The organism is Burkholderia sp. GW821-FHT14F03, assembly GCF_058803765.1.
On record NZ_JBXAPG010000006.1, the window covers coordinates 190,728 to 210,919 of the forward strand.

Below are 20,192 nucleotides of genomic sequence, written 5' to 3' on the forward strand. Positions count from 1 at the left end.
ACCGCCGCCGGTGCCAACCGGCGATTTGCGCTACAGTCGCCGCTCGGACGCGTCGCTCCCCTGGCGTCGCGGAACCCCGGACAGATGTGGAGACGAGGATGCGAATTCTGGTGGTGGGCGCCGGCGCGGTCGGCGGATATTTCGGCGGGCGGCTCGCGGCGGCGGGCCGTGACGTGACCTTCCTGGTGCGCGACGCGCGCGGGCAGGCGCTGGCGCGCGACGGCCTCGTGATCCGCAGTCCGCGCGGCGACCTGACGCTGCCCGCCCCGCGCGTGGTGCGCGCGGGCGAGTCGGCCGAGCCGTTCGATCTGGTGCTGCTGAGTTGCAAGGCGTACAGCCTCGACGACGCGATCGCGTCGTTCGAACCGTTCGTCGGCCCGGCGACGCGGGTCCTCCCGCTGCTGAACGGCATGCGCCATCTCGACGTGCTGGATGCGCGCTTCGGGGTTGATCGCGTGCTGGGCGGGCTGTGCGTGATCGCGGCGACGCTCGATCGCGAGCAGCGCATCGTGCACCTGAACGACGCGCATGGCGTGTCGTTCGGCGCGCGCTCGGAAGGCGCGGCCGACGCCGCGCGCGCCATCGCGGACGTGCTGGCCGGCGCGGGCTTCGACGCCTCGCTGCGCGACGACATCATCGCGCGCATGTGGGAGAAGTGGGTATTCCTGGCGACGCTCGCGGCGAGCACGACGCTGATGCGCGGCGCTGTGGCCGACATCCTCGCCGCGCCCGACGGCCGTCTGCTGATCGAGACGTTGTACGGCGAGTGCCGCGCGATCTCCGGGCGTCATGGCCATGCGCCGAGTGACGCATTCGATGCGAGCGTGCAGCGCATGCTGTTCACGCCGTCGCCGCTCACCGCATCGATGCTGCGCGACCTGGAGAGTCACGCGCGCGTCGAGGCCGACCATGTGATCGGCGACCTGCTCGCGCGAGCGGGGGAAGCGGGCGCGGGGCTGTCGCCGCTGCGGATCGCCTACAACCACCTGAAGACCTACGAAGCGCGCTCGGCGCGCGAGGCCGCATCGGCCTGACTCGGCGCCCGCGCGACAGCGAACGCCGGCCGCCGCTGCACGGCGGCCCGGTCGGCGCGCTACGCGTCGATGTCGCGCAGGAAGGCGGCGACGGTGGTCAATACTTCGCCGCCGCGATCTCGATGCGGAACGTGCCCGCACGCGCGCAGGCAGTCGACGCGTGCGGGCCCGCTGACCCGCGACGCGATCCGCTCGGGGTGGCGCGGCGAGCCGTATTCGTCGTGCTCGCCGTGGATCGCGAGCACGGGGCAGCGCACGCGCGGCAGCAGCGCGTCGAGCGACCATGCCTGGAACCCGGGCGCGCACCAGGTATCGACCCACGCGCGCAGCACCCACGCAGCCTTGTCGCCGTGATGGCGCGCGAGCCGGTCGAGCTGGCCGGGCTCGGCGAAGGTGCGCTCGGCCGCGCGGATGCCGGCCAGCGTGCGCGCCTCGACGAACGCCTGGGCGGATTCGGTCACGAGCGCGCGGCACGCCTCGGGAAACGCGGCGGCGCATCCGACCGCCATGCCGCCGCCGACGCTATGGCCGAACGCGATGAACTGATCGAAGCCCAGTTGCGCGCGCAGCGCGCGGAACGGCCCGGCCGCTTCCGCCTCGACGAAATCGAGCGCAAGCGTGTCGCGCCGGGCATCGGATGCGCCGAAGCCGGGCCGGTCGTAGGCGATCACCGCGCGCCCGGTCGCTTGCGCGAGGGCGGCGGGAAACGCGCGCCATAGCGCGACGCAGCCGAGCGAGTCATGAAACAGCACGATCGGCGCGCGCTCGGCCGATGCCGCCGAGGGCCGCCAGCGGCGCGCGAACGCGCGCCCTTGGGCGGTCGCGATCCAGTGGTCGGTGGTCGGAGGTGGCGAAGTCAGCATGGAGGGAAACCGCGGGCCAGCCCGCTTACATCGGGTTCTGGCGCGAACACGATTGCATGATTTGCTGCAGCGCGAAGCTGTCGCGCACGCCGGGCACGTTCTGCAGGATGCAGGCGTGATAGGCGCGCTCGCGCGGCAGCAGCATCGCGCCGTCCCGGTAGAGCGACTGGCACGAGCTGCGCAGCACGTTGGCCACCGCGCTGCTCTGGCTGTTGCGCAGCGACTGCAGGATGCACTGGTCGTATTGGCCGTCGTCGCCGAACGCGTGCGCGGCGAACGGGGTGGCGAGCAGCAGGGGCGCGAGCAAGGCAAGTAGGCGGCGCATGGCGAACCAACGAGAGGCGCGGGGTGCGATGCAAGGATCTTAGCACCGGGGCGGGGGACGGCTGCGTGCGTTTTGGTCGGCGGGAGCGAGCGTGCGCGCCGTGTCGGCGATGTGATCGCGCAGCCACTGATGGTTGGGATCGCGGTGCTGGCGTTCGTGCCACAGCATCGCGATCTCGTAGCCGGGCACCGCGAGCGGCGCGTCGACCGCTTGCAGTCCGGGGCAGCCGCGCGCGAGCCGTTCGGGCAGCATCGCGACGATTCGCGGCGCGCCGTGATTTTCCGTTCCTGCTGTTCCCGAAGGCGTCCGGTGCGCTCGTGGGTTGCGCGGGCATCCATCGACCCGACTGGCGGGTGCGCTCGTTCGAAGCGGGCTGGTGGGGGCGTACGGGGGAATTGGGCGCGGGGTTGATCGGCGAGGGCGTGGCGGCGCTGCTGGCGTTCGCGTTCGACGCGTTGGGCGCGCGCCGGATCGAAGCGCGCGTCGATCCGGGCAACGTGCGCTGCCGGCGCCTGTGCGAGCGCGTCGGCATGCGGCTCGAAGGCGCGGGGGGCGAGCGCGACGGCGCGCTCGTCGACGCGCGGATCTATTCGATCGTGCGTTGAGCGCGGCGCGGTTGGAGGGCGCGATGCATCCGCTTGACGACGCTGTCCTGCATACCGCCGCGCGTTTCGCGCTGCATCCGCTCGATGCGTCGCATGCCGGGCCGATGCACGACGGCTTGCGCGATCCGCGCGCCTACGGCTTCATTCCCGACCTGCCCGCCCGCGAGCGTCGAGGCGCTCGCGCGCCAGGCATCGCCGGACGGCGCCGAGATCTGGCTGAACTGGGCGATCGGCGCAGCGCACGGCGCGTCCTTTGCCGGCTACGTGCAGGCGACGGTGCGGCCGGCGCGGGCTGCGGCGTCGATCGCCTGCCTGGTGTTTCCCGATCAGTGGCGGCGCGGCGTGGCGACGGAAGCGGTCGGCGCCGTCGTCACGCATCTGTTCGCGCGCTACCCGATCGGGCGGATCGACGCCGAGATCGATGCGCGCAACCGCGCGTCCATCGCGCTGGTCGAGGCGCTCGGCTTCGCGCGCAGCGGGCTGACCCGCGCGGCCGATACGTTCAAGGGGGCGGTCAGCGACGAGTATGGCCACACCTTGTCCGCCCCTCGCGCTGAACCCTGCTTGCGCCGCATTCATGCGACCGCGCCGATCCTTACAGATGATGTAAGGATCGGCGCAGGCAAGACACCGGCCTTCCTCGGTACGCGGACACTTGGACGCACTCGGAAAAAGCGCCCGGACGCATCGCGCCCGGGCGGAAGCCGCTTCTCGCGAAGCGGCGGAGGTTACGGGTCCGGATGCGACGACGAGCCCGGCTGGCGGGCTCGTCGCGGGGGAAAGCAGGGGAGCCGCCCGGTGCAAGCGGGCGGCGCGGCGTGCTTACTGACCGAAGAAGATCGAGTCGCGCGCGCGTTGCGACGTGGCGGCCGGGCTGCCGGCGCGCACCGTCGGCGCGGCTTGGGCGCCATAGCCGCTGGTGTCGGTTGCGCCGGCGACGCGGGCTTGCGCGGCCTGGATGTCAGCCGGGTAGTACGGGCTCGACACGCCCGGCTGATAGCCGGCCTTCTCCAGTTGCACCAGCTCGGCGCGCACTTCCGCGCGGGTCACGGGGCTGGTTTGCGCGAATGCGCCGAACGAGGCGGACAGCGCGGATGCGGCGACGACTGCATAAACGATCGATTTCATGATGACCTCCGAATGTTGTATTGGTGTCGCTCTCGACACCTTGTCTTAAGCGATTGGTTACATCGTAGTCATCGGAGATCTAGGGGTAAATACTGATTTCGACGATAGATTCTTACCTGGGGCGTAAAAATGGGCGGGCGTGAGCGCGATGCGGCGCGGGGCGCGCGCCGCAGCGTCAATCGGGCCGGCGGGAGTCGGCCGGATGTGCCGCATCGCGTGCGCCGTCCGCCGGCGGCAGGTCGAGGAAGCGCACGCCCGTCAGGTTCGTCGACTTGTCCCACAGCCGGGCCTGCATGGCGAGATCGCGTGCCGGATGCGGGATGCGCGCGGAAGCCGGATAGCCGCGCGTTTCGAACAGCCGCGCAGGGCCGATATAGGCCCCGCCGGGCAGATCGGGCGAGGTCGCCGCATACAGCGCGGGCAGCGCGCCCACGTCGGCGGGCTGCGCGACGAGACGGTTCGACCAGCGCATCGCGAGCGTGCCGAGCGCCGACTGCGTCATCGCCGGGCCCGCGAACTGGAGATTGGTGGCCGCATAGCCGGGATGCGCGGCGACGCTGCGCGCGTTGAGCCCCGCGCGCTCGAAGCGGCGTTGCAGTTCGAGCGCGAACATCAGGTTCGCAAGCTTGCTGTCGCAATAGGCGCGGTACTTGTTGTAGCTGCGTTCCGCGTGCATGTTGTCGAGCCGGATCCGGCCGAGCCGGTTGAAGCCGCTCGACATCGTCACGACCCGCGCACGGCGCGCCGCGCGCAGCGCGGGCAGCAGCAGCCCCGTCAGCGCGAAATGACCGAGATGGTTGGTGCCCATCTGCATCTCGAAGCCGTCGCGGGTGCGGCACAGCGGCAGGAACATCACGCCGGCGTTGTTGCACAGGATGTCGACGCGTCCGTGCCGTTCGTGCACGCCGTCGGCGAAGCGGCAGATCGAGGCGAGATGCGCGAGATCGAGCGGTTCGACCTCGATGCGGGCGTGCGGCGAGCGGCTGCGGATCGCGTGCGCGGCCGCGCGGCCCCGCTCGAGATCGCGGCAGCCGAGTATGACGAGCGCGCCCTTGGCGGCCAGCGTATCGGCGATTTGCCAGCCCAGGCCGCTGTTGGCCCCGGTGACGACCGCTACCTTGCCGCCTTGCGGCAGGATGTGTCGGGTGCTCCAGGCATGCATCGTGGCCTCCGTTGGTCGGCCGTCGCGGCCGGCGCGCATCGGTGTGTCGTGCGTAAACGGGACCGCTCCGACCATCACATTGATTGATGTAACGGTAATGCGGCCGAGCCGCAGGGACAAGGCATGAACTAGAGAATGGGTTCTAACCGGGGGGATGCGCGAGGCGCGCTTACTTGGCGCTGAGGAGCCCCAGCACTTCGGCGGCCGAGATCATCGCGGCCGCGTTCGCGGGGGCGGGGCGCTCGGCGGGGCGGAACACCTCGTCGCCGCGGTGGATCACCTGCCGCGACAACGCGCAGGTGCCGGTGCGCTGCGCGAAGCGCCGGCGCCAGCGTTGCTCGCCGTAGTGACAGCGGCCGGGTTCGACCCAGCGTACGACGAGCAGCGTATCGGAACGTTCGAGGATTTCAACATGAACGTCGTCGGGATCGAGCACAGGCAGGGAGTGGGTGGACTTCATTTTGCCGTTTCCTAAAGCTCGTGCGGTATCGGCCTAGGCAGTTATTGCAGCTGCGTTCCGTCGATTCCGTAGCGGTTTACCATGAGTGGATGCGTTAAATGTAAGCGGCCTCGCATGGAAAAAACATCCTGCCTGGATCAAATTACTTTTTGCCGATTCAGAAACAATCGAATCGTTATTCCACTGGGAAACGGGACAAAAAAACCCCGGACACGGAGGTCCGGGGCGTGAAAAGGTGGGCCGCACGGTGAGCGCCTGACTCGCATCAGCGCCGGGGTGAGGACCGCGTGGGAAGGCCCACCCGCGTGGACGTGGTGTCCGTCAGGGCTGGTCGTACAACGAGCGGCCGTTGATCGTAAACGGATCGCGGGCAACGTGCAGTGTCGCGCGGCTCCCGGCCTCGGCGCGGGGCGCGGCGTTCGCGCCGTAACCCGCGCGCGTCGCGGCGTCGGTCGCGTCCTGCCGCGCGGCGGCGGAGGGGGCGGTGGTGTCGGGCGTCCGCGCGCTGTCGTAGCGCGCGGACGCCATGGCGGGCGCGGCGGCCAGCGCGAGCAGCAGCGCGGCGGCGGCGGGCAGGGCGGCGAACGATTTCATGAGGGCTCCTTCCTGATTGCCTGCGGGGTCGCCCGGCTGCAGGCGCGAAGCCTGCGGCGGGCGGGTCGGTTCCCATCATGCGCCGGCGTACCCGATCGCGGCATGACGCACAGATGAAGTTTTTGTCAGGCGGACGCGGCGGGAAAGTGCAGCGAGAACGTGGTGGCGACGCGCGGCGTGCTGGTCACCGTGCAACGCCCGCGGTGCGCGCGCATGATCGACTGCACGATCGCGAGGCCGAGCCCCGTACCCGAGGCCGAGTGGTGGCGCGACGGATCGACCCGGTAGAAACGGTCGAAGATGTGCGGGAGATGCTCGGCCGCGATGCCGGGCCCGTGGTCGGTCACCGACAGCACGGTTTCGTCCGCGTGCCACTCGATCGCGAGCGTGACCGTGCTGTCGCGCGGCGCGTGCGCGAGCGCATTCGACACCAGGTTCGACAGCGCGCGCTGCAACAGCAGCGTATCGGCCGTCACGCGCGCGTGACCGACGACGTCGAGCTGCACGCCGGCCTCGTCGGCGATGAACTCGTAGTAGCCGGCGACGCGCTCGGCCTCGGTGCGCGCGTCGAGCGCATGCGGGGCGATGCGCTGCCGCGCGTTGTCCGAGCGCGCGAGGAACAGCATGTCCTCGACCATCCGCGACAGGCGCCGGTATTCGTCGACGCCGGACTCGATCACCGCGCGGTATTCGTCCGCGCTGCGCGGCTTCGACAGCGCGACCTGCGATTCCGCGAGCAGGTTCGTGAGCGGCGTGCGGATGTCGTGCGCGAGGTCGGACGAGAACTGCGACAGCTGCGCGAACGAGCGCTGGAGGCGCAGCAGCATGTCGTTGAAGGCTTCGCTCACCTCCTTGAGTTCGCCCGTCATGCCGGTCTCGGGCAGGCGTTCGTCCAGGCGGCTCGTCGAGATCCGCTGGGCCTTCTGCACCAGCTGGCGCAGCGGGCTCAGCCCGAGCGCCGAGATGCCGTAGGCGAGCGCCGTCATCAGCACGATGCCCGCGACGCCGATCACGACGATCGTGATGAACAGCGTATGCAGCAGCAGCCGGTCGCTCGACGCGTTGTACTGGATCACGATCCGCACCGGCTCGCCCGCGCCGCGCGCGAGCCGCGCGCCCGCGGTCAGGTAGCGCAGCGGGCTGTCGGGCACCAGCCGGCGCGCGTCGTCGGCGACGGGCGGATCGAGCAGGCCCGGGCTGCGCATCAGCGTGCGGCCGCGCGCGTCGAACAGCGCGATCTCGAGGTCGCCGTGGCCGTGCAGCTGGTCGAGCCAGAAGCGCGGCTGCGCGGCGACCGCGTCGGGCGTCGCGGCGTCGCCGAGATGCGACCGCAGCGCGCCCAGCAGGCCGTCCATCTGCGCGTCGGCCTGGCGCTCGACGCGCACGCGCAGCGATTCATACAGCAGCAGGCCGCTCAACGCGAGCACGAGCGCGGTGCAGATCGCGAACGACACCGTGAGCCGCAGCCGCAGCGTGGCGGGCAGGAAGCGGCTCATGCGTCGCGCGCCTCCAGCACGTAGCCCATGCCGCGCACCGTGTGGATCAGCTTCGGCTCGTAGTCGTCGTCGATCTTCGCGCGCAGCCGGCGGATCGCCGCGTCGACCACGTTGGTGTCGCTGTTGAAGTTCATGTCCCACACCTGCGAGGCGATGGTCGCGCGCGGCAGCACCTCGCCCTCGCGGCGCATCAGCAGCCACAGCAGCGTGAATTCCTTCGCGGTGAGCAGGATCGTGCGGCCCTGGCGGGTGGCCTTGCGGCGCGTCAGGTCCAGTTCGAGGTCGGCGACGCTCAGCTGGGTGGCCTCGCGCGGCTTGCCGCGCCGCAGGAGTGAGCGCACCCGGGCGAGCAGCTCGACGAAATCGAACGGCTTCACGAGGTAGTCGTCGCCGCCGAGTTCGAGGCCGCGCACGCGGTCCTCGACGTTGTCGCGCGCGCTGAGGAACAGCACCGGGGTCGAGCGCGAGCGCCGCAGGCTCTCGACCACGCTGAGCCCGTCGCGGCCCGGCAGCATGATGTCGAGGATGATCAGGTCGTAGTCCTCGGTTTCGGCCTGATGCAGCCCGGTGACGCCGTCATCGACCCAGTCGGTCACGAAGCCGGCTTCGTTGAGCCCCTTGCGCAGGTACATGCCGGTTTTCGGTTCGTCTTCGACGATCAGGATGCGCATCTTCGTTTACCTCGTTGAAAGGCCCAGCCGCGCGAGCCAGCGCGCGGGCAGGCGGCCCGCGAGCCGCGCCGCCAGCGTGCGCCGCAGCGAATGCGTGTAGGCGAGCCGGTACAGCACCGGCAGCACCAGCAGCGTGAGCAGGGTGGACGACAGGATACCGCCGATCACGACGGTTGCGAGCGGGCGCTGCACTTCGGCGCCCGTGCCGGTCGCGAGCGCCATCGGCACGAAGCCCAGCGACGCGACGAGCGCCGTCATCAGCACGGGCCGCAGCCGGGTCAGCGCGCCCTCGCGCACCGCGTCGTCGAGCGGGCGGCCCTCGTCGCGCAGGTTGCGGATGAAGGAGATCATCACGAGCCCGTTCAGCACGGCGACCCCCGACAGCGCGATGAAGCCGACCGCCGCCGAGATCGAGAGCGGGATGCCGCGCATCCACAGGAACACGATGCCGCCCGACAGCGCGAACGGAATCCCGGTGAACACGAGGAGGCCGTCCTTGACGTTGTTGAACATCATGAACAGCAGCAGGAACACCATCAGCAGCGCGACCGGCACCACCACCTGCAGGCGTTCGGCCGCGCTTTGCAGCTGTTCGAACTGGCCGCCCCAGGCGATCCAGTAGCCGGACGGGATTTTCACGTCGGCGCGGATGCGCGCCTGCGCGTCGGCGACGAACGAGCCCACGTCGCGGCCGCGCACGTTCGCGCTGATCACGATGCGGCGCTTGCCGTCCTCGCGGCTGATCTGGTTCGGGCCCGGCGTCACGTCGACGCTCGCGAGTTCCGACAGCGGCACGAAGCGCACGCCGGCCGGCGCGCCGTTCGCGACCGTCGAGCCGCTCGCGGGCGTCACGCTGAACGCGGCGGGCGCGGCGTCGCCGGCGGGCAGCGCGATCGGCAGGCGTCGGATCGCGTCGATGTCGGAGCGCAGCGCGTCCGGCAGACGCACCACGATGTCGAAGCGGCGGTCGCCCTGGAACAGCGTGCTCGCGGTCTTGCCGCCGATCGCCGCCGCGATCGCGTCCTGCACCTCGCCGATGTTCACGCCGTAGCGCGCGAGCCGCTCGCGCGCGAGGTTGACGGTCAGCACCGGCAGGCCGGTGGTCTGCTCGACCTTCGCCTCGGATGCGCCGGGCACCTTCTGCAGGGCGTCGAGGATCCGCTGCGCGGTGCCGTTCAGCACGTCCATGTCGTCGCCGAACAGCTTGACGGCCACGTCGCTGCGCACGCCGGAGATCAGTTCGTTGAAGCGCAGCTGGATCGGCTGCGAGAACTCGTAGACGTTGCCGGGGATCTGCTGCAGCGCTTCCTCCATCTCGGCGCGCAGCGTGTCGCGCGACTTGGACGGATCGGGCCACGCCTTGACCGGCTTCAGCATGATGTAGGCGTCCGACTGGTTGGGCGCCATCAGATCGGTCGCGACCTCGGCCGTGCCGGTGCGCGCGAACACGCGCTCGATCTCCGGGAACCGCGTGGTCAGGGTCTGCTCGATCGTGCGCTGCATCTCGAGCGATTGCGTGAGGCTCGTGCCCGGCACGCGCAGCGTCGAGACCGAGAAATCGCCTTCGTTGAGGCTCGGGATGAACTCGCTGCCGAGCCGCGTCGCGAGCAGGGTGGTCAGCGCGACGATCGCGACGGTGCCGATCAGCACCGGCCGCGCGCGCCGCAGGCAGATGTCCAGCAGCGGCGCATAGGCGCGCCGCGCCCAGGTCATCAGGCGGTTTTCCTTCTCCTGCACCTTGTCGCCGATGAACAGCGCGACCGCGGCGGGAATGAAGGTGACCGTGAGCACCATCGCGGCGGCGAGCGCCATCACGACGGTCATCGCCATCGGATGGAACATCTTCCCCTCGACGCCCGTCAGCGCGAAGATCGGCAGGTACACCACCATGATGATCACCTGGCCGAAGATCAGCGCGCGGCGCGCTTCCTGCGACGCCGAGAACACCTCCGCGAAGCGCTCCTCGCGGGTCAGCGGGCGGCCGAGCGCGGTCTGCGCGTGCGCGAGCCGCCGCACGCAGTTCTCGACGATCACGACCGCGCCGTCGATGATGATGCCGAAGTCGAGCGCGCCGAGGCTCATCAGGTTCGCGCTGACTTTCGCGTTCACCATGCCGGTGAAGGTCATCAGCATCGACAGCGGGATCACGAGCGCGGTGATCAGCGCCGCGCGCAGGTTGCCGAGGAACAGGAACAGCACGGCAATCACGAACAGCGCGCCTTCGAGCAGGTTCTTCTTGACGGTCGCGACCGCCTTCTCGACCAGCACCGTGCGGTCGTAGACGGGCACCGCCTTCACGCCGGCTGGCAGCGAGCGGTTGACCTCGACCATCTTGCGCGCGACCGCGTCGGCGACCGTGCGGCTGTTCTCGCCGATCAGCATGAACACGGTGCCGAGCACGACCTCGCGGCCGTTCTCGGTGGCCGCGCCGGTGCGCAGCTCGCGACCGACGCCGACCTCGCCGATGTCCTTCATCCGCACCGGCACGCCGCCGACGTTGGTCAGCACGATGTTCGCGAGATCGTCGACCGAGCGCGCCTGGCCCGGCACGCGCACGAGATACTGCTCGCCGCGCTTCTCGATGTAGCCCGCGCCGACGTTGTCGTTGTTGATCTTCAGCGCGCGCACCACGTCCGCGAGCGACAGCCCGTAGGACATCAGCTTGGCCGGATCGGGCGCGACCTGATACTCCTTGACGAAGCCGCCGATCGAGTTGACCTCGGTCACGCCGGGCACGTTGCGCAGCTGCATCCGCACCACCCAGTCCTGCAGCTCGCGCAGGTCCATCGGCGTGTAGCGGCTGCCGTCGGGCTTGCGCGCGTTGTCATCGGTCTCGATGGTCCACATGTAGATCTCGCCGAGCCCGGTCGAGGTCGGCCCCATGATCGGCGCGACACCTTCCGGCAGCCGGTCCTTGGCCTGCTGCAGGCGCTCGTTGACGAGCTGCCGCGCGAAGTAGATGTCGGTGCCGTCCTTGAAGATCACGGTGATCTGCGAGATCCCGTAGCGGGAGATCGAGCGGGTCTGCTCCAGGTGGGGCAGGCCCGCCATCACCGTTTCCAGCGGATAGGTCACGCGCTGCTCGACTTCGAGCGGCGAATAGCCGGGCGCGGGCGTGTTGATCTGCACCTGCACGTTGGTGATGTCGGGCACGGCGTCGATCGGCAGCTTCTGGTAGCTGTAGACGCCGAGCGCCGCCGCCGCGAGGACGGCGAGCAGCACGAGCCAGCGGTGCGCGATGGCGAAGCGAATCAGGCGCTCAAACATTCGAAGGATTCCAGGGATCTAGTGAGGTCCGGGCAGCCCGGACCGCGTGGGCGTGGCTCAATGCCCCTCGGCGGAGCCTTTTTCCAGCTCCGACTTCAGGATGAAACTGTTGTCGGTCGCATAGCGCTGGCCGGCGCGCAGGCCGCGCGTCACCTCGGTGAAGCGGCCGTCGCGCTCGCCCAGCTCCACCGGCTGCGCGACGAAGCCGCGCGCGGTCTCGACGAACACGGCGGGCTGGCCGTCGAGGGTTTGCAGCGCGCGGGTCTCGATCGCGACCGGCACGGCGCGCGCGCGCGCGTCGACCGACACGTTGACGAACAGGCCCGGCCGCCACGCGAGCGACGGGTTCGGCAGCACCACGCGCGCGGGCGCGGTGCGGGTCTGCGCGCCGAGCAGCGCGCCGACATAGGCGATCTCGCCGCTCGCCTGCGAGTCGAACGCGGTTGCGCTGACGGTCGCGCGGCGGCCGACCCGCACCTCGTCGAGCCGTTGCGCGGGCACGGCCATCTCGGCCCACACCGTCGACAGGTCCGCGAGCACGAATACGTTCGCGTCGGCCGCGACGGCTTCGCCCGGCGTCACGTGCTTCTCGACGATGGTGCCGGAGAAGGGCGCGCGCAACGCGTAGCGGTTGAGCGCGCCGGTGGCGGACGCATTGATCGCGGACAGCTTCTGCTGCGCGTTCTGCACCGCGATCTCCGCTTCGCGCAGTTGCACCTGCGCGGCCTGATAGTCCTGCTCGGCCGAGATCCGCTCTTCCCACAGGGTCTTTTCGCGCGCGTAGACCTGGCGCGCGCCGGTCAGGCGCTTCTGCGCGGTCAGCAGTTCGCTGCGGCGGTCCGACAGGTCGGTGCTCGCGATCACCGCGAGCACGTCGCCCTTGCGCACCTGCTGGCCGATCGCGACGTTGACCTGCTCGACCACGCCCGCGATGCGCGGCACCACGTGCGCGGTGCGGTCCTCGTTGAACTTGATCTCGCCCGGCAGCTGGAACGACGCGACGATCTCGGCGGGCGCGGCCTGCGCGAGGCCGATCTTCGAGGCGCGGATCTGCTCGGCCGTGAGCGGCAGCAGGCCGTCGCCGAGCGTGTAGCTGAAGGCCTGCCGCAGCGCACCGGCGCGCAGCTGGAACTGCACGTCGAACACGTGCGGCTTCGCGAGCGGCTCGCGGGTCGTGTAGCGCTCGCCGTTCGCGACGAGCGTGAGCGGCGCGCGGGTGCCGTCGTAGCGCACCAGCGTCGCGTCGAGCACGGCGTCGGGGCCCGGCTTGAGCGGCTTGCCGTCGACCGACGGGTAGATGGACAGCGTGACGGCGCCGTCCTGCTCGCTCGGCACGATTTCGAGCGCGTAGGCGCCCGTCTTCAGCACGACGCCGCCGCGCGCGCCCGGCGCGGCGGCGCTGGCGGGGGACGGGCCGGCGGCGCCGCCGGCGGACGGGCGCACGGCGGTGAAGGCGATCGTGCCGGCGGCGGCGAGCGCGCCGGCGAGCGCGACCGCCACGGCGACACGCTTCAGGTTGCGCGGCATGATGGTGATCCTCAAGGTTGGGCGGGTTGGGAAGCCGCGGCGACGTCGAGCGACGTGCCGACCAGGCGGTCGAGTTCCGCGTAGGTCAGGTGCGCGTCGGTCAGGGCGCGGATGTAACGGGTCTGGGCGTCGAACAGCGTGCGCTGCGCATCGAGCACGTCGAGAAACTGGAACTTGCCGAGCGCGTAGCCGCGCGACATCGCGTCGAGCGCGTCGCGGGCGGCGGGCAGCACGTCGCGCTTGAGCCGGCGCGCTTCCTGGGTGGCGTTCTCGTAGCCGGCGTAGGCCTGCGCGAGCGCGAGCCGCTGTTCGAGCTGTTCGCCGGCGAGGTCGGCCTCGGCCTTCGCGGCGTTGTGCGTGGCTTCCATGATCGCGCCGCGATTCGTATCGAAGATCGGCAGCGGAATCGACACGCCGACGACCGCCTGGTTGTCCGGGCGTCCCCCCGCCGTCACGCGCTTGTAGCCGGCGCTGATCGTCACGTCCGGAATGCGTCGCGCGCGTTCGAGCGCGATCCGCGCGTTCGACTGGCGCAGGTTGGCGAGCGCCTGGCGCGTCGAGGGCGCGCCGTCCAGCTGCGCCTGCAGTTGCGCGAGAGGCGGCATGGCGGGCAGCGCGTCGAACGCGGCGTCGCTCGCGCTGCCGCCCGGCCAGGGTCCGCCCAGCGTGTTCGCGAGCTTTTCGCGGGCCGCGGCGACGCTGGTGGCCGCGCGCGTCAGCTCGATCTGCGCGGCGGCGAGTGCGATGCGCGCCTTGGTTTCCTCGACCGGCGAGACCTTGCCCGCGCTGACGCGCCGCGTGACGAGATCGGTCGAGCGCTGGGCGATCGCCGTGGATTCCGTGCTGACGTCGAGCGTCTTCTGCGCGGCGATCAGGCCGAAGAACGCGGACGTGACGTTCGCGCGCACCGCGGCCGACTGGGCGTCGACGGCGGCGAGCGACGCTTCGCGGCCGTAGGCCGCGACGTCCATGCGGTAGCCGCGCTTGCCGCCCAGTTCGATGCGCTGGTTGACGAGCGCGGTGCGCGTGTTCTCCTGGCGCTGGAAGCTTTCCTGGAGGTACGAGATGTCCGGATTCGGGCGCATGCCGGCCTGCACGAACGCGCCCTGGGACGCGTCGGCGGCGGCGCGCGCACCGCGCAGCTGCGGATTGCGCGCGGCGGCGAGCCGTAGCGCGTCGCTCAGCGTGAACGGCGTGTCGGGCCCGGCGTCCGGGGTGGGAGCGGCGGTCTGCGCATGGGCGGCGGGCAGCCACAGCGCGGCGGCGAGAAGGAGCACGAAGGACTTGGACATCATCGAATCGGAAGCGAGCGAAGGGGAGGCAATCAGGTGGCGATGCTACGGAGCGGGTGCGATGCAAACATGAGCGCAACATGACAAATCCGTCATGTCCCGTCGCGCGCGCAAAAAAACGCCCTCCTGCGAGGGCGTGGTGGTGGTGGGCCTAGCGGCCGGCCAGTTCGTTGGGGCCGAGCGGCGGATTCGGCGCGCCGTCATGGCGCGCGACCGCGTGCAACTCGCGGTTGCGCGCCACGGTGTCGGCGCTCGGCGGGTACTCGGTCTTCCTGGCCGGCACCTGGCCTTCGTGCTGCGCGCGGATCAGCTCGGCGCGCACTTCTTCGCGGCTCTTGCCGTACTTTCCCTCGGGCATGCCGTCGGCCAGCGCGGCGCCGGCGATCGGCAGCAGGGATGCGAGGGCGAACAGGGGCAGGACTTTCATGTGATCTCTCCGGTGGATGCCGCCGGGAATCGGACAGCCGGGATCATTGTGGAGAGCGAACGAAACGGGATCATGAGCCGCGCATGACAAATCCGCCATCGCGGAGCGTGCATGACAAAACGCTCATGTTCGCGTCACGGGCGGGTGTGGAAGGGCTGCCTAGACTGGCCGCATGCCATTGTCGGCCGCGTCGCATCGTGTCGGCGCGGTCGCGTTTCCAGGAGCCGCCTCACATGTCCCGTCGCCTTGCCGTTCTCGCCGTGTTGATTTCCGCCGCATCGCTTACCGCCTGCGGGGTGGCGCCGCCGGCCGCCAGGCCGGCGGGCGCGGATGCGCCGCCCGCGACCGGAAGTGGCGAGCGCGTCGCTTCCGCGGCGTCGGCCGGCGGGACGGTCGATTACTTCGGTCGTCCGTGCCGCTACGAGAATTTTCACGTGAAGCCGCAGCCCTGCCTGTTCCCGCGACGCCAATGAAGCCCCTCTGTTAGAGTCCCCTCACCATGTTTGACGCGTAGAGGCGCGAGGCGCGCGATGACTGCGACGATATTCGATGCCGCGCTGCGGCGCTGGCGCCTGACGCCCGACGGCGCGCCGCGCTTCACGGCGACGAGCGCGCTGCTGCCGGTGCGCATGGCGAGTCGCGCGGCCATGCTGAAGATTGCGCGCGTGCCGGAAGAACGCGCGGGCGCCGCGCTGATGGCCTGGTGGGACGGCCGCGGCGCCGCGCGCGTGCTCGGGCATGAAGGCGATGCGCTGCTGCTCGAACGCGCGCGCGGCGCGCGCTCGCTGCACGAGATGGCGATGACGGGCGACGACGATGTCGCCAGCCGCGCGATCTGCGCGGTGGCCGCGCGCCTGCATGCGCCGCGCGTTCCGGTGCCGCCCCCGCTGACGCCGCTCGCGCGCTGGTTCGCGGAGCTGGATGCGGCCGCGCGCGCGCACGGCGGCATCCTGCGCACGAGCGCCGACACGGCCCGCGCGCTGCTGGCCGCGCCGCGCGAGGTCGTCGTGCTGCACGGCGACCTGCATCACGACAACGTGCTCGACTTCGGCGCGCGCGGTTGGCGCGCAATCGATCCGAAAGGGCTGTACGGTGAGCGCGGCTTCGATTTCGCGAACATCCTGTGCAACCCGGACCTGCCGGTCTCGCGCGATCCGGTGCGCTTCGCGCGGCAGGTGGAGGTGGTGGCCGCGGCCGCGCAACTGGAGCGCCGGCGCTTATTGGAATGGATACTGGCGTATGCCGGTTTATCGGCGGCCTGGTTTATCGCCGATGGTTCGGCGGAAAAGGCGGATTTATCCGTGGCGCGGATCGCGATTGCGAAACTGCGGTGAGCAAAGCCCGGAGCGCCAGCGCCGGCGGTGCTTTGGCGATTATTTTATATATTCTGTTGCGCGTCGTTTAGTAAATCAAATAAAAACATTACAAAAACATTCATTCGATTGACGGGTGAACTTCTCTTGCCCTAGTCTGCGGGCGCGGTTCTGGTCGGTGAGCGGCGGATTATTTAATTGGAAGCGCTGCTTAACAGGAAAATATAAGAACTGGAGACGTTCATGAAGCAATTCGCGAAGCTGGCGGCCGTCGTCGCGGCGGTGAGCGTGCTGGCAGGGTGTGGGGGTGACGAGGGCGGGCCGACCGCGTCGGCGCTGGCGAGCCGCAGCGGAACCGGCGCGGTCGCGGCGGCCGCGACCACGGTGAGCACCGCGGGAACGGCGAACGACGCGGCCGCGCCCGTGCTGCTGCCGCTGACGCAATACGTGAACCCGCTGATCGGCACGCTGGCGAGCAACTCGCCGAATCCGGTGCCGGCCGGCCAGGCGGGCAGCGTGGTGCCGGCGGCGGGCCTGCCGTCGGGGATGGTGCAGTGGGCGCCGGACACGAACACGACGCCCGCGCCCAACAGCAGCGCGGAGCCGGGTTCCCCGGCCGGCTACTACTACGATCTCAATTCGATCCAGGGCTTCAGCGTCACGCACATGAGCGGAGCGGGGTGCGCGGGCAACAACGGCGAATTCCCGGTGATGCCGACCACCGACACGAGCAAGCTCGTGCCGACCTTCAGCCACGCGAACGAGACGGCGCGGGCCGGCTATTACTCGGTGCTGCTCGATACGCAGATCAAGGTCGAGCTGACCGCCACGCTGCGCAGCGGCTTCGGCCGCTTCACGTATCCGGCCGGCAAGCCGGCCTACCTCGTGATCGACACGACGCGCACCAACACCAAGACCTCGACCACGGGCAGCGTCACGAAGGTGGCCGCCGATGCGATTTCCGGCAGCACCGTCGGCGGCGGCTTCTGCGGCAACGGCACGCCGGTGCCGGTGTACTTCTATGCGCAGTTCGACCGGCCGTTCGCGACGTCGTCGACCTTGTCGAAGGGCATCGCGAAGCTGGGCTTCGATGCGGGCGCAACGGTCCGGATGAAGATCGGCATCTCGTACGTGAGCGTCGACAACGCGAAGGCCAACCTCGCCGCGGAAAACCCGAACTGGGATTTCGACGCGGTGAAGAGCGCGGCCGACACGGCCTGGAACACCCGGCTCAATGCGATCCAGGTGACGGGCGGGGATACCGACGCGCTGACCAAGTTCTACACCGCGTTCTATCACGCGCTGTGGGCGCCGAGCCTGTTCAGCGACGTCAACGGCCAGTACGTCGGCTTCGACAACAAGGTGCATACGGTTTCGAAGGGCCAGGGCGCGCAGTATTCGAGCTTCTCGGGCTGGGACATCTACCGCTCGCTGATCCAGCTGAAGGCCGTGCTGTTCCCGCAGGAAACGAGCGACATGATCCAGTCGCTCGTCAACGACGCCGACCAGTGCGGCGCGATCCCGCACTGGGTCAACGACAACGTCGAGGACGGCGTGATGCCGGGCGACGCCGGTTCGCTGATGGTGTCGAGCGCATACGCCTTCGGCGCGCGCAGCTTCGACGCGCAGGGCGCGCTCGCGCACATGGTCAAGATGGCGAACATCGCCGGCACCGCGTGCAACAACGTGACGACCAACGGCGGCCGGGCGGGCTATCTGCAGACGGGCTACATCACGGGCGGAGAGTGGGGGCAGGCGTCGTCGACGCTCGAATATACGAGCAGCGATTTCGCGATCGCGCAGTTCGCCGGCGCGCTCGGCAACACGACGATCCATAAGATGCTGCTGAGCCGCTCCGCGTATTGGCAGAACCTGCTCAACACCTCGCTCAATCCGCCGCTGATCGCCGCGCGCAACGGCAACGGCAGCTGGATCAACGAGACGCAGAGCAGCACCGACAACTACGTGGAAGGCAATGCCGAGCAGTACACGTGGATGGTGCCGTACAACCCGGGCGGCCTGATGGCGCTGCTCGGCACGCCGCAGACGGTCGTCGCGCGCCTCGATCAGTTCTTTACCGTGCTGAATGCGGGGATGAGCCTGCCGAACTTCTACATGGGCAACGAGCCGACCTTCGAGGCGCCGTGGCTGTACAACTGGACCGGATCGCCGGCGGGGACGCAGCGGGTGGTGCAGCAGATCATGAACACGGCCTTCAGCACGAAGCCCGACGGATTGCCCGGCAACGACGATCTCGGCGCGGTGTCCGGCTGGTACGTGTGGGCGGCGCTCGGGCTGTATCCGCAGATCCCGGGTGTCGGCGGCTTCGCGATCGGCAGCCCGCAGTTCCCGTCGATCGCGATCAGGCTCGGCAGCGGCAAGACCCTGACGATCAACGCGCCGGGCGCGCCGACGTCGAACTACGTGCAGAGCCTGACGATCGACGGCCGCAACCAGACCAGCGCGTGGGTGCCGTACGACACGCTCGCGAACGGCGCGACGCTGAACTTCTCGATGGGCGGCGCGGCGTCGCAGTGGGGGGCGACGGACTTGCCGCCGTCGTATGGCGTACCGGTCGCGGCGACGCCTGCCGACAGCTTCAACAACCACGGTTTCAGCGCGGATGGCGCAACCAATACCGACGGCAACGGCGCGGACTTCGACGGCAGCCAGTACAGCTATTCGGCGAATGCGCTGGCGGCGGCGGGCGTGAAGCCCGGGGCGCCGTTCGTGTATGGCGGCGCGAGCTTCGCGCTCGCAGGCGGGCAGACGCCGCTCGACAATGCGGTGACGGTCGGTCAGACCGTGATGGTGCCGTCGGGGTCGGCGGGCGGCAGCGTGATCGTGCTGGGCTCGTCTAACAACGGGCCGAGCACGGGCGCCGCGCAGGTGAATTTCACGGACGGCACGAGCCAGTCGGTGACGCTCGCGTTCGACGACTGGACGCTGAACGGCGGCGGCGCGGGGGCGAAGTCCGCGATTGCGCTGACCATGGGCTATCGCAACACGGCCGGCGGGCAGAAGGACAACGTGAAGACCTATATCTTCGCGCAGAAGATCGCGGTGCCGGCCGGCAAGCGGGTGGCGAGCGTGACGCTGCCGCGACTCGTCAACGCGGGCAAGATGCACGTGTTCGGGATCGCGACGGCAAGCTGATGAAGGGAGGGGGCGCCGCGCCGTCCGGAAGGGCGGCGCGGTTTTTCCGGTGTGGGGGATGGGCGTCGCGCGCGGGGCAGGCTGTCGGCCCGGCCCGGCCCGCTATGCCGACGCGGACACCATCAGCATCATGGGGCGCTCCAGTTCCTCCGCCAATTGCGGCATCTGCCGGATCTGCTCCGGCGTCGGGGCGAACTCCTCGACTCGTCGAATGGCGAAGCCCGCGTCGATCAGCGTGTTCAGCGTCGTGCCGAGCGTTCGGTGGTACTTCAGGACGTCCTTGATAAACCAGTCCGTCCGGCGCTGACCCTCGACGGAATATCGATTGACCGGCCAGGTTTTGCGTCCGTCCTCCTCGCTGATCCACTGCGCATTCGTCGCGGCCATGAAGATCGGATGCTCGATCGAGAAAACGAAATGCCCGTTGGGGACGAGCGCCTGGTGGATCACGCGCACGAGGCGGCCGAAATCCTGAACATAGTGAAAGGTCAGCGCGCTGTACGCAAGATCGAAAGCGCCCTTGGGCAGGTCCAGCGCGTCGAGATCGGCGATACGGTACTCGATGGCGGCATCCGCTGTTTCGGCGATGGCGCGCTCGATCATGTTTTGCGAAAGGTCGAGGCCCAGGACCGAGGCCGCGCCTTGCGCGCGCATCCAGCGTGAGGCCCAGCCGAAGCCGCATCCCAGGTCGACGACACGTCTGCCGCGCAGGTCGGGCAGCAAGCCTCGGAGCACGGGCCATTCGGGCGCGCCGTCCAACCCGTGCACCTGCCGGGGCAATTGGCTGTAGTTCGCGAAGAAGTCGGGGTGGTCGTAGATGTTTTGCGCCATGTATCTCTCCAGGAATGACGAGGGGCGAGGCCGGGCCGGAA

At 69.6% G+C, this 20,192-nt stretch carries 17 protein-coding genes and 2 pseudogenes; 5 read left to right on the forward strand and 14 right to left on the reverse strand.

Going from position 1 to position 20,192, the window contains the following annotated elements; genetic code table 11:
• Nucleotides 1-98 precede the first annotated feature (98 nt).
• A complete protein-coding gene (panE, locus tag AC1RQF_RS06830; protein WP_492871609.1) occupies nt 99-1,034 on the forward strand; it encodes a 2-dehydropantoate 2-reductase in 936 nt (311 codons plus the stop codon).
• Between the two features lie 59 nt (nt 1,035-1,093).
• On the opposite strand, the gene AC1RQF_RS06835 is transcribed toward panE, so the two are convergent.
• The 3 genes and pseudogenes from AC1RQF_RS06835 to AC1RQF_RS06845 form a co-directional block, all read right to left on the reverse strand.
• Nucleotides 1,094-1,897 (reverse strand): alpha/beta fold hydrolase, encoded by an 804-nt coding sequence (locus AC1RQF_RS06835; RefSeq protein ID WP_273997815.1) that lies wholly within the window; start codon nt 1,895-1,897, stop codon nt 1,094-1,096.
• A gap of 25 nt (nt 1,898-1,922) precedes the next feature.
• Complete coding sequence (locus AC1RQF_RS06840; protein WP_492871610.1) at nt 1,923-2,222, reverse strand: VF_A0006 family four-cysteine protein; 300 nt, start codon at nt 2,220-2,222, stop codon at nt 1,923-1,925.
• Nucleotides 2,223-2,261: 39 nt separating this feature from the next.
• Nucleotides 2,262-2,483, reverse strand: a pseudogene (locus tag AC1RQF_RS06845) (hypothetical protein); the annotation flags it as partial.
• 29 nt (nt 2,484-2,512) lie between these two features.
• Here AC1RQF_RS06845 and AC1RQF_RS06850 point away from each other — a divergent pair.
• Together AC1RQF_RS06850 and AC1RQF_RS06855 are read left to right on the forward strand one after the other, a co-directional pair.
• Nucleotides 2,513-2,827 (forward strand): GNAT family N-acetyltransferase, encoded by a 315-nt coding sequence (locus AC1RQF_RS06850; protein WP_492871627.1) that lies wholly within the window; start codon nt 2,513-2,515, stop codon nt 2,825-2,827.
• Between the two features lie 93 nt (nt 2,828-2,920).
• Nucleotides 2,921-3,235: pseudogene (locus AC1RQF_RS06855) on the forward strand (GNAT family N-acetyltransferase); the annotation flags it as partial.
• Nucleotides 3,236-3,649: 414 nt separating this feature from the next.
• Here the strand turns inward: AC1RQF_RS06855 and AC1RQF_RS06860 are convergent.
• The 10 genes from AC1RQF_RS06860 to AC1RQF_RS06905 form a co-directional block, all read right to left on the reverse strand.
• The gene (locus AC1RQF_RS06860) at nt 3,650-3,955 is read right to left on the reverse strand and encodes a DUF4148 domain-containing protein (RefSeq protein WP_273997822.1); all 306 of its coding nucleotides are present in this window, start codon (nt 3,953-3,955) and stop codon (nt 3,650-3,652) included.
• Between the two features lie 175 nt (nt 3,956-4,130).
• Nucleotides 4,131-5,117 carry an oxidoreductase gene (locus AC1RQF_RS06865; protein ID WP_273997823.1) on the reverse strand — a complete coding sequence of 329 codons (987 nt, stop codon included), beginning with the start codon at nt 5,115-5,117 and terminating at the stop codon, nt 4,131-4,133.
• A gap of 169 nt (nt 5,118-5,286) precedes the next feature.
• The gene (locus AC1RQF_RS06870) at nt 5,287-5,577 is read right to left on the reverse strand and encodes a DUF3331 domain-containing protein (RefSeq protein WP_273997824.1); all 291 of its coding nucleotides are present in this window, start codon (nt 5,575-5,577) and stop codon (nt 5,287-5,289) included.
• 321 nt (nt 5,578-5,898) lie between these two features.
• On the reverse strand, nt 5,899-6,171 hold the full coding sequence (locus AC1RQF_RS06875) for a hypothetical protein (RefSeq protein WP_273997826.1): 273 nt from the start codon (nt 6,169-6,171) through the stop codon (nt 5,899-5,901).
• A gap of 125 nt (nt 6,172-6,296) precedes the next feature.
• Entirely contained in the window at nt 6,297-7,667 is a 1,371-nt protein-coding gene (locus AC1RQF_RS06880) for a heavy metal sensor histidine kinase (protein ID WP_273997828.1), read from the reverse strand.
• Nucleotides 7,664-8,338 (reverse strand): heavy metal response regulator transcription factor IrlR, encoded by a 675-nt coding sequence (gene irlR / locus AC1RQF_RS06885; protein WP_252983044.1) that lies wholly within the window; start codon nt 8,336-8,338, stop codon nt 7,664-7,666. The genes AC1RQF_RS06880 and irlR overlap by 4 nt, the downstream gene beginning before the upstream one ends.
• A gap of 6 nt (nt 8,339-8,344) precedes the next feature.
• Nucleotides 8,345-11,605, reverse strand: a complete 3,261-nt coding sequence (locus AC1RQF_RS06890; protein WP_492871611.1) for an efflux RND transporter permease subunit — start codon at nt 11,603-11,605, stop codon at nt 8,345-8,347.
• A 57-nt stretch (nt 11,606-11,662) separates the two neighbouring features.
• Nucleotides 11,663-13,132, reverse strand: coding sequence for an efflux RND transporter periplasmic adaptor subunit (locus AC1RQF_RS06895; protein WP_492871612.1), 1,470 nt, complete (start codon nt 13,130-13,132; stop codon nt 11,663-11,665).
• Nucleotides 13,133-13,143: 11 nt separating this feature from the next.
• Nucleotides 13,144-14,427, reverse strand: coding sequence for a TolC family protein (locus tag AC1RQF_RS06900; RefSeq protein WP_492871613.1), 1,284 nt, complete (start codon nt 14,425-14,427; stop codon nt 13,144-13,146).
• 148 nt (nt 14,428-14,575) lie between these two features.
• A complete protein-coding gene (locus AC1RQF_RS06905; RefSeq protein ID WP_492871615.1) occupies nt 14,576-14,851 on the reverse strand; it encodes a DUF4148 domain-containing protein in 276 nt (91 codons plus the stop codon).
• A gap of 530 nt (nt 14,852-15,381) precedes the next feature.
• Here AC1RQF_RS06905 and AC1RQF_RS06910 point away from each other — a divergent pair.
• Nucleotides 15,382-16,185 carry an aminoglycoside phosphotransferase family protein gene (locus AC1RQF_RS06910; protein WP_273997837.1) on the forward strand — a complete coding sequence of 268 codons (804 nt, stop codon included), beginning with the start codon at nt 15,382-15,384 and terminating at the stop codon, nt 16,183-16,185.
• A 222-nt stretch (nt 16,186-16,407) separates the two neighbouring features.
• Nucleotides 16,408-19,320, forward strand: a complete 2,913-nt coding sequence (locus AC1RQF_RS06915; RefSeq protein WP_492871616.1) for a GH92 family glycosyl hydrolase — start codon at nt 16,408-16,410, stop codon at nt 19,318-19,320.
• A gap of 102 nt (nt 19,321-19,422) precedes the next feature.
• Here the strand turns inward: AC1RQF_RS06915 and AC1RQF_RS06920 are convergent, their stop codons facing one another.
• Nucleotides 19,423-20,151 carry a class I SAM-dependent methyltransferase gene (locus AC1RQF_RS06920; protein WP_492871617.1) on the reverse strand — a complete coding sequence of 243 codons (729 nt, stop codon included), beginning with the start codon at nt 20,149-20,151 and terminating at the stop codon, nt 19,423-19,425.
• Between the last annotated feature and the right edge of the window lie 41 nt (nt 20,152-20,192).

Excerpts from the sequence above, each read along its gene's own strand:
- AC1RQF_RS06835 (WP_273997815.1), bottom strand. The coding sequence starts at position 1,897 with ATGCTGACTTCGCCACCTCCGACCACCGACCACTGGATCGCGACCGCC.
- AC1RQF_RS06905 (WP_492871615.1), bottom strand. The coding sequence starts at position 14,851 with ATGAAAGTCCTGCCCCTGTTCGCCCTCGCATCCCTGCTGCCGATCGCC.
- AC1RQF_RS06890 (WP_492871611.1), bottom strand. The coding sequence starts at position 11,605 with ATGTTTGAGCGCCTGATTCGCTTCGCCATCGCGCACCGCTGGCTCGTG.
- AC1RQF_RS06875 (WP_273997826.1), bottom strand. The coding sequence starts at position 6,171 with ATGAAATCGTTCGCCGCCCTGCCCGCCGCCGCCGCGCTGCTGCTCGCG.
- AC1RQF_RS06900 (WP_492871613.1), bottom strand. The coding sequence starts at position 14,427 with ATGATGTCCAAGTCCTTCGTGCTCCTTCTCGCCGCCGCGCTGTGGCTG.
- AC1RQF_RS06915 (WP_492871616.1), top strand. The coding sequence starts at position 16,408 with ATGAAGCAATTCGCGAAGCTGGCGGCCGTCGTCGCGGCGGTGAGCGTG.
- AC1RQF_RS06865 (WP_273997823.1), bottom strand. The coding sequence starts at position 5,117 with ATGCATGCCTGGAGCACCCGACACATCCTGCCGCAAGGCGGCAAGGTA.
- AC1RQF_RS06920 (WP_492871617.1), bottom strand. The coding sequence starts at position 20,151 with ATGGCGCAAAACATCTACGACCACCCCGACTTCTTCGCGAACTACAGC.
- AC1RQF_RS06860 (WP_273997822.1), bottom strand. The coding sequence starts at position 3,955 with ATGAAATCGATCGTTTATGCAGTCGTCGCCGCATCCGCGCTGTCCGCC.
- AC1RQF_RS06840 (WP_492871610.1), bottom strand. The coding sequence starts at position 2,222 with ATGCGCCGCCTACTTGCCTTGCTCGCGCCCCTGCTGCTCGCCACCCCG.
- AC1RQF_RS06910 (WP_273997837.1), top strand. The coding sequence starts at position 15,382 with ATGACTGCGACGATATTCGATGCCGCGCTGCGGCGCTGGCGCCTGACG.
- AC1RQF_RS06870 (WP_273997824.1), bottom strand. The coding sequence starts at position 5,577 with ATGAAGTCCACCCACTCCCTGCCTGTGCTCGATCCCGACGACGTTCAT.
- panE (WP_492871609.1), top strand. The coding sequence starts at position 99 with ATGCGAATTCTGGTGGTGGGCGCCGGCGCGGTCGGCGGATATTTCGGC.
- irlR (WP_252983044.1), bottom strand. The coding sequence starts at position 8,338 with ATGCGCATCCTGATCGTCGAAGACGAACCGAAAACCGGCATGTACCTG.
- AC1RQF_RS06895 (WP_492871612.1), bottom strand. The coding sequence starts at position 13,132 with ATGCCGCGCAACCTGAAGCGTGTCGCCGTGGCGGTCGCGCTCGCCGGC.
- AC1RQF_RS06880 (WP_273997828.1), bottom strand. The coding sequence starts at position 7,667 with ATGAGCCGCTTCCTGCCCGCCACGCTGCGGCTGCGGCTCACGGTGTCG.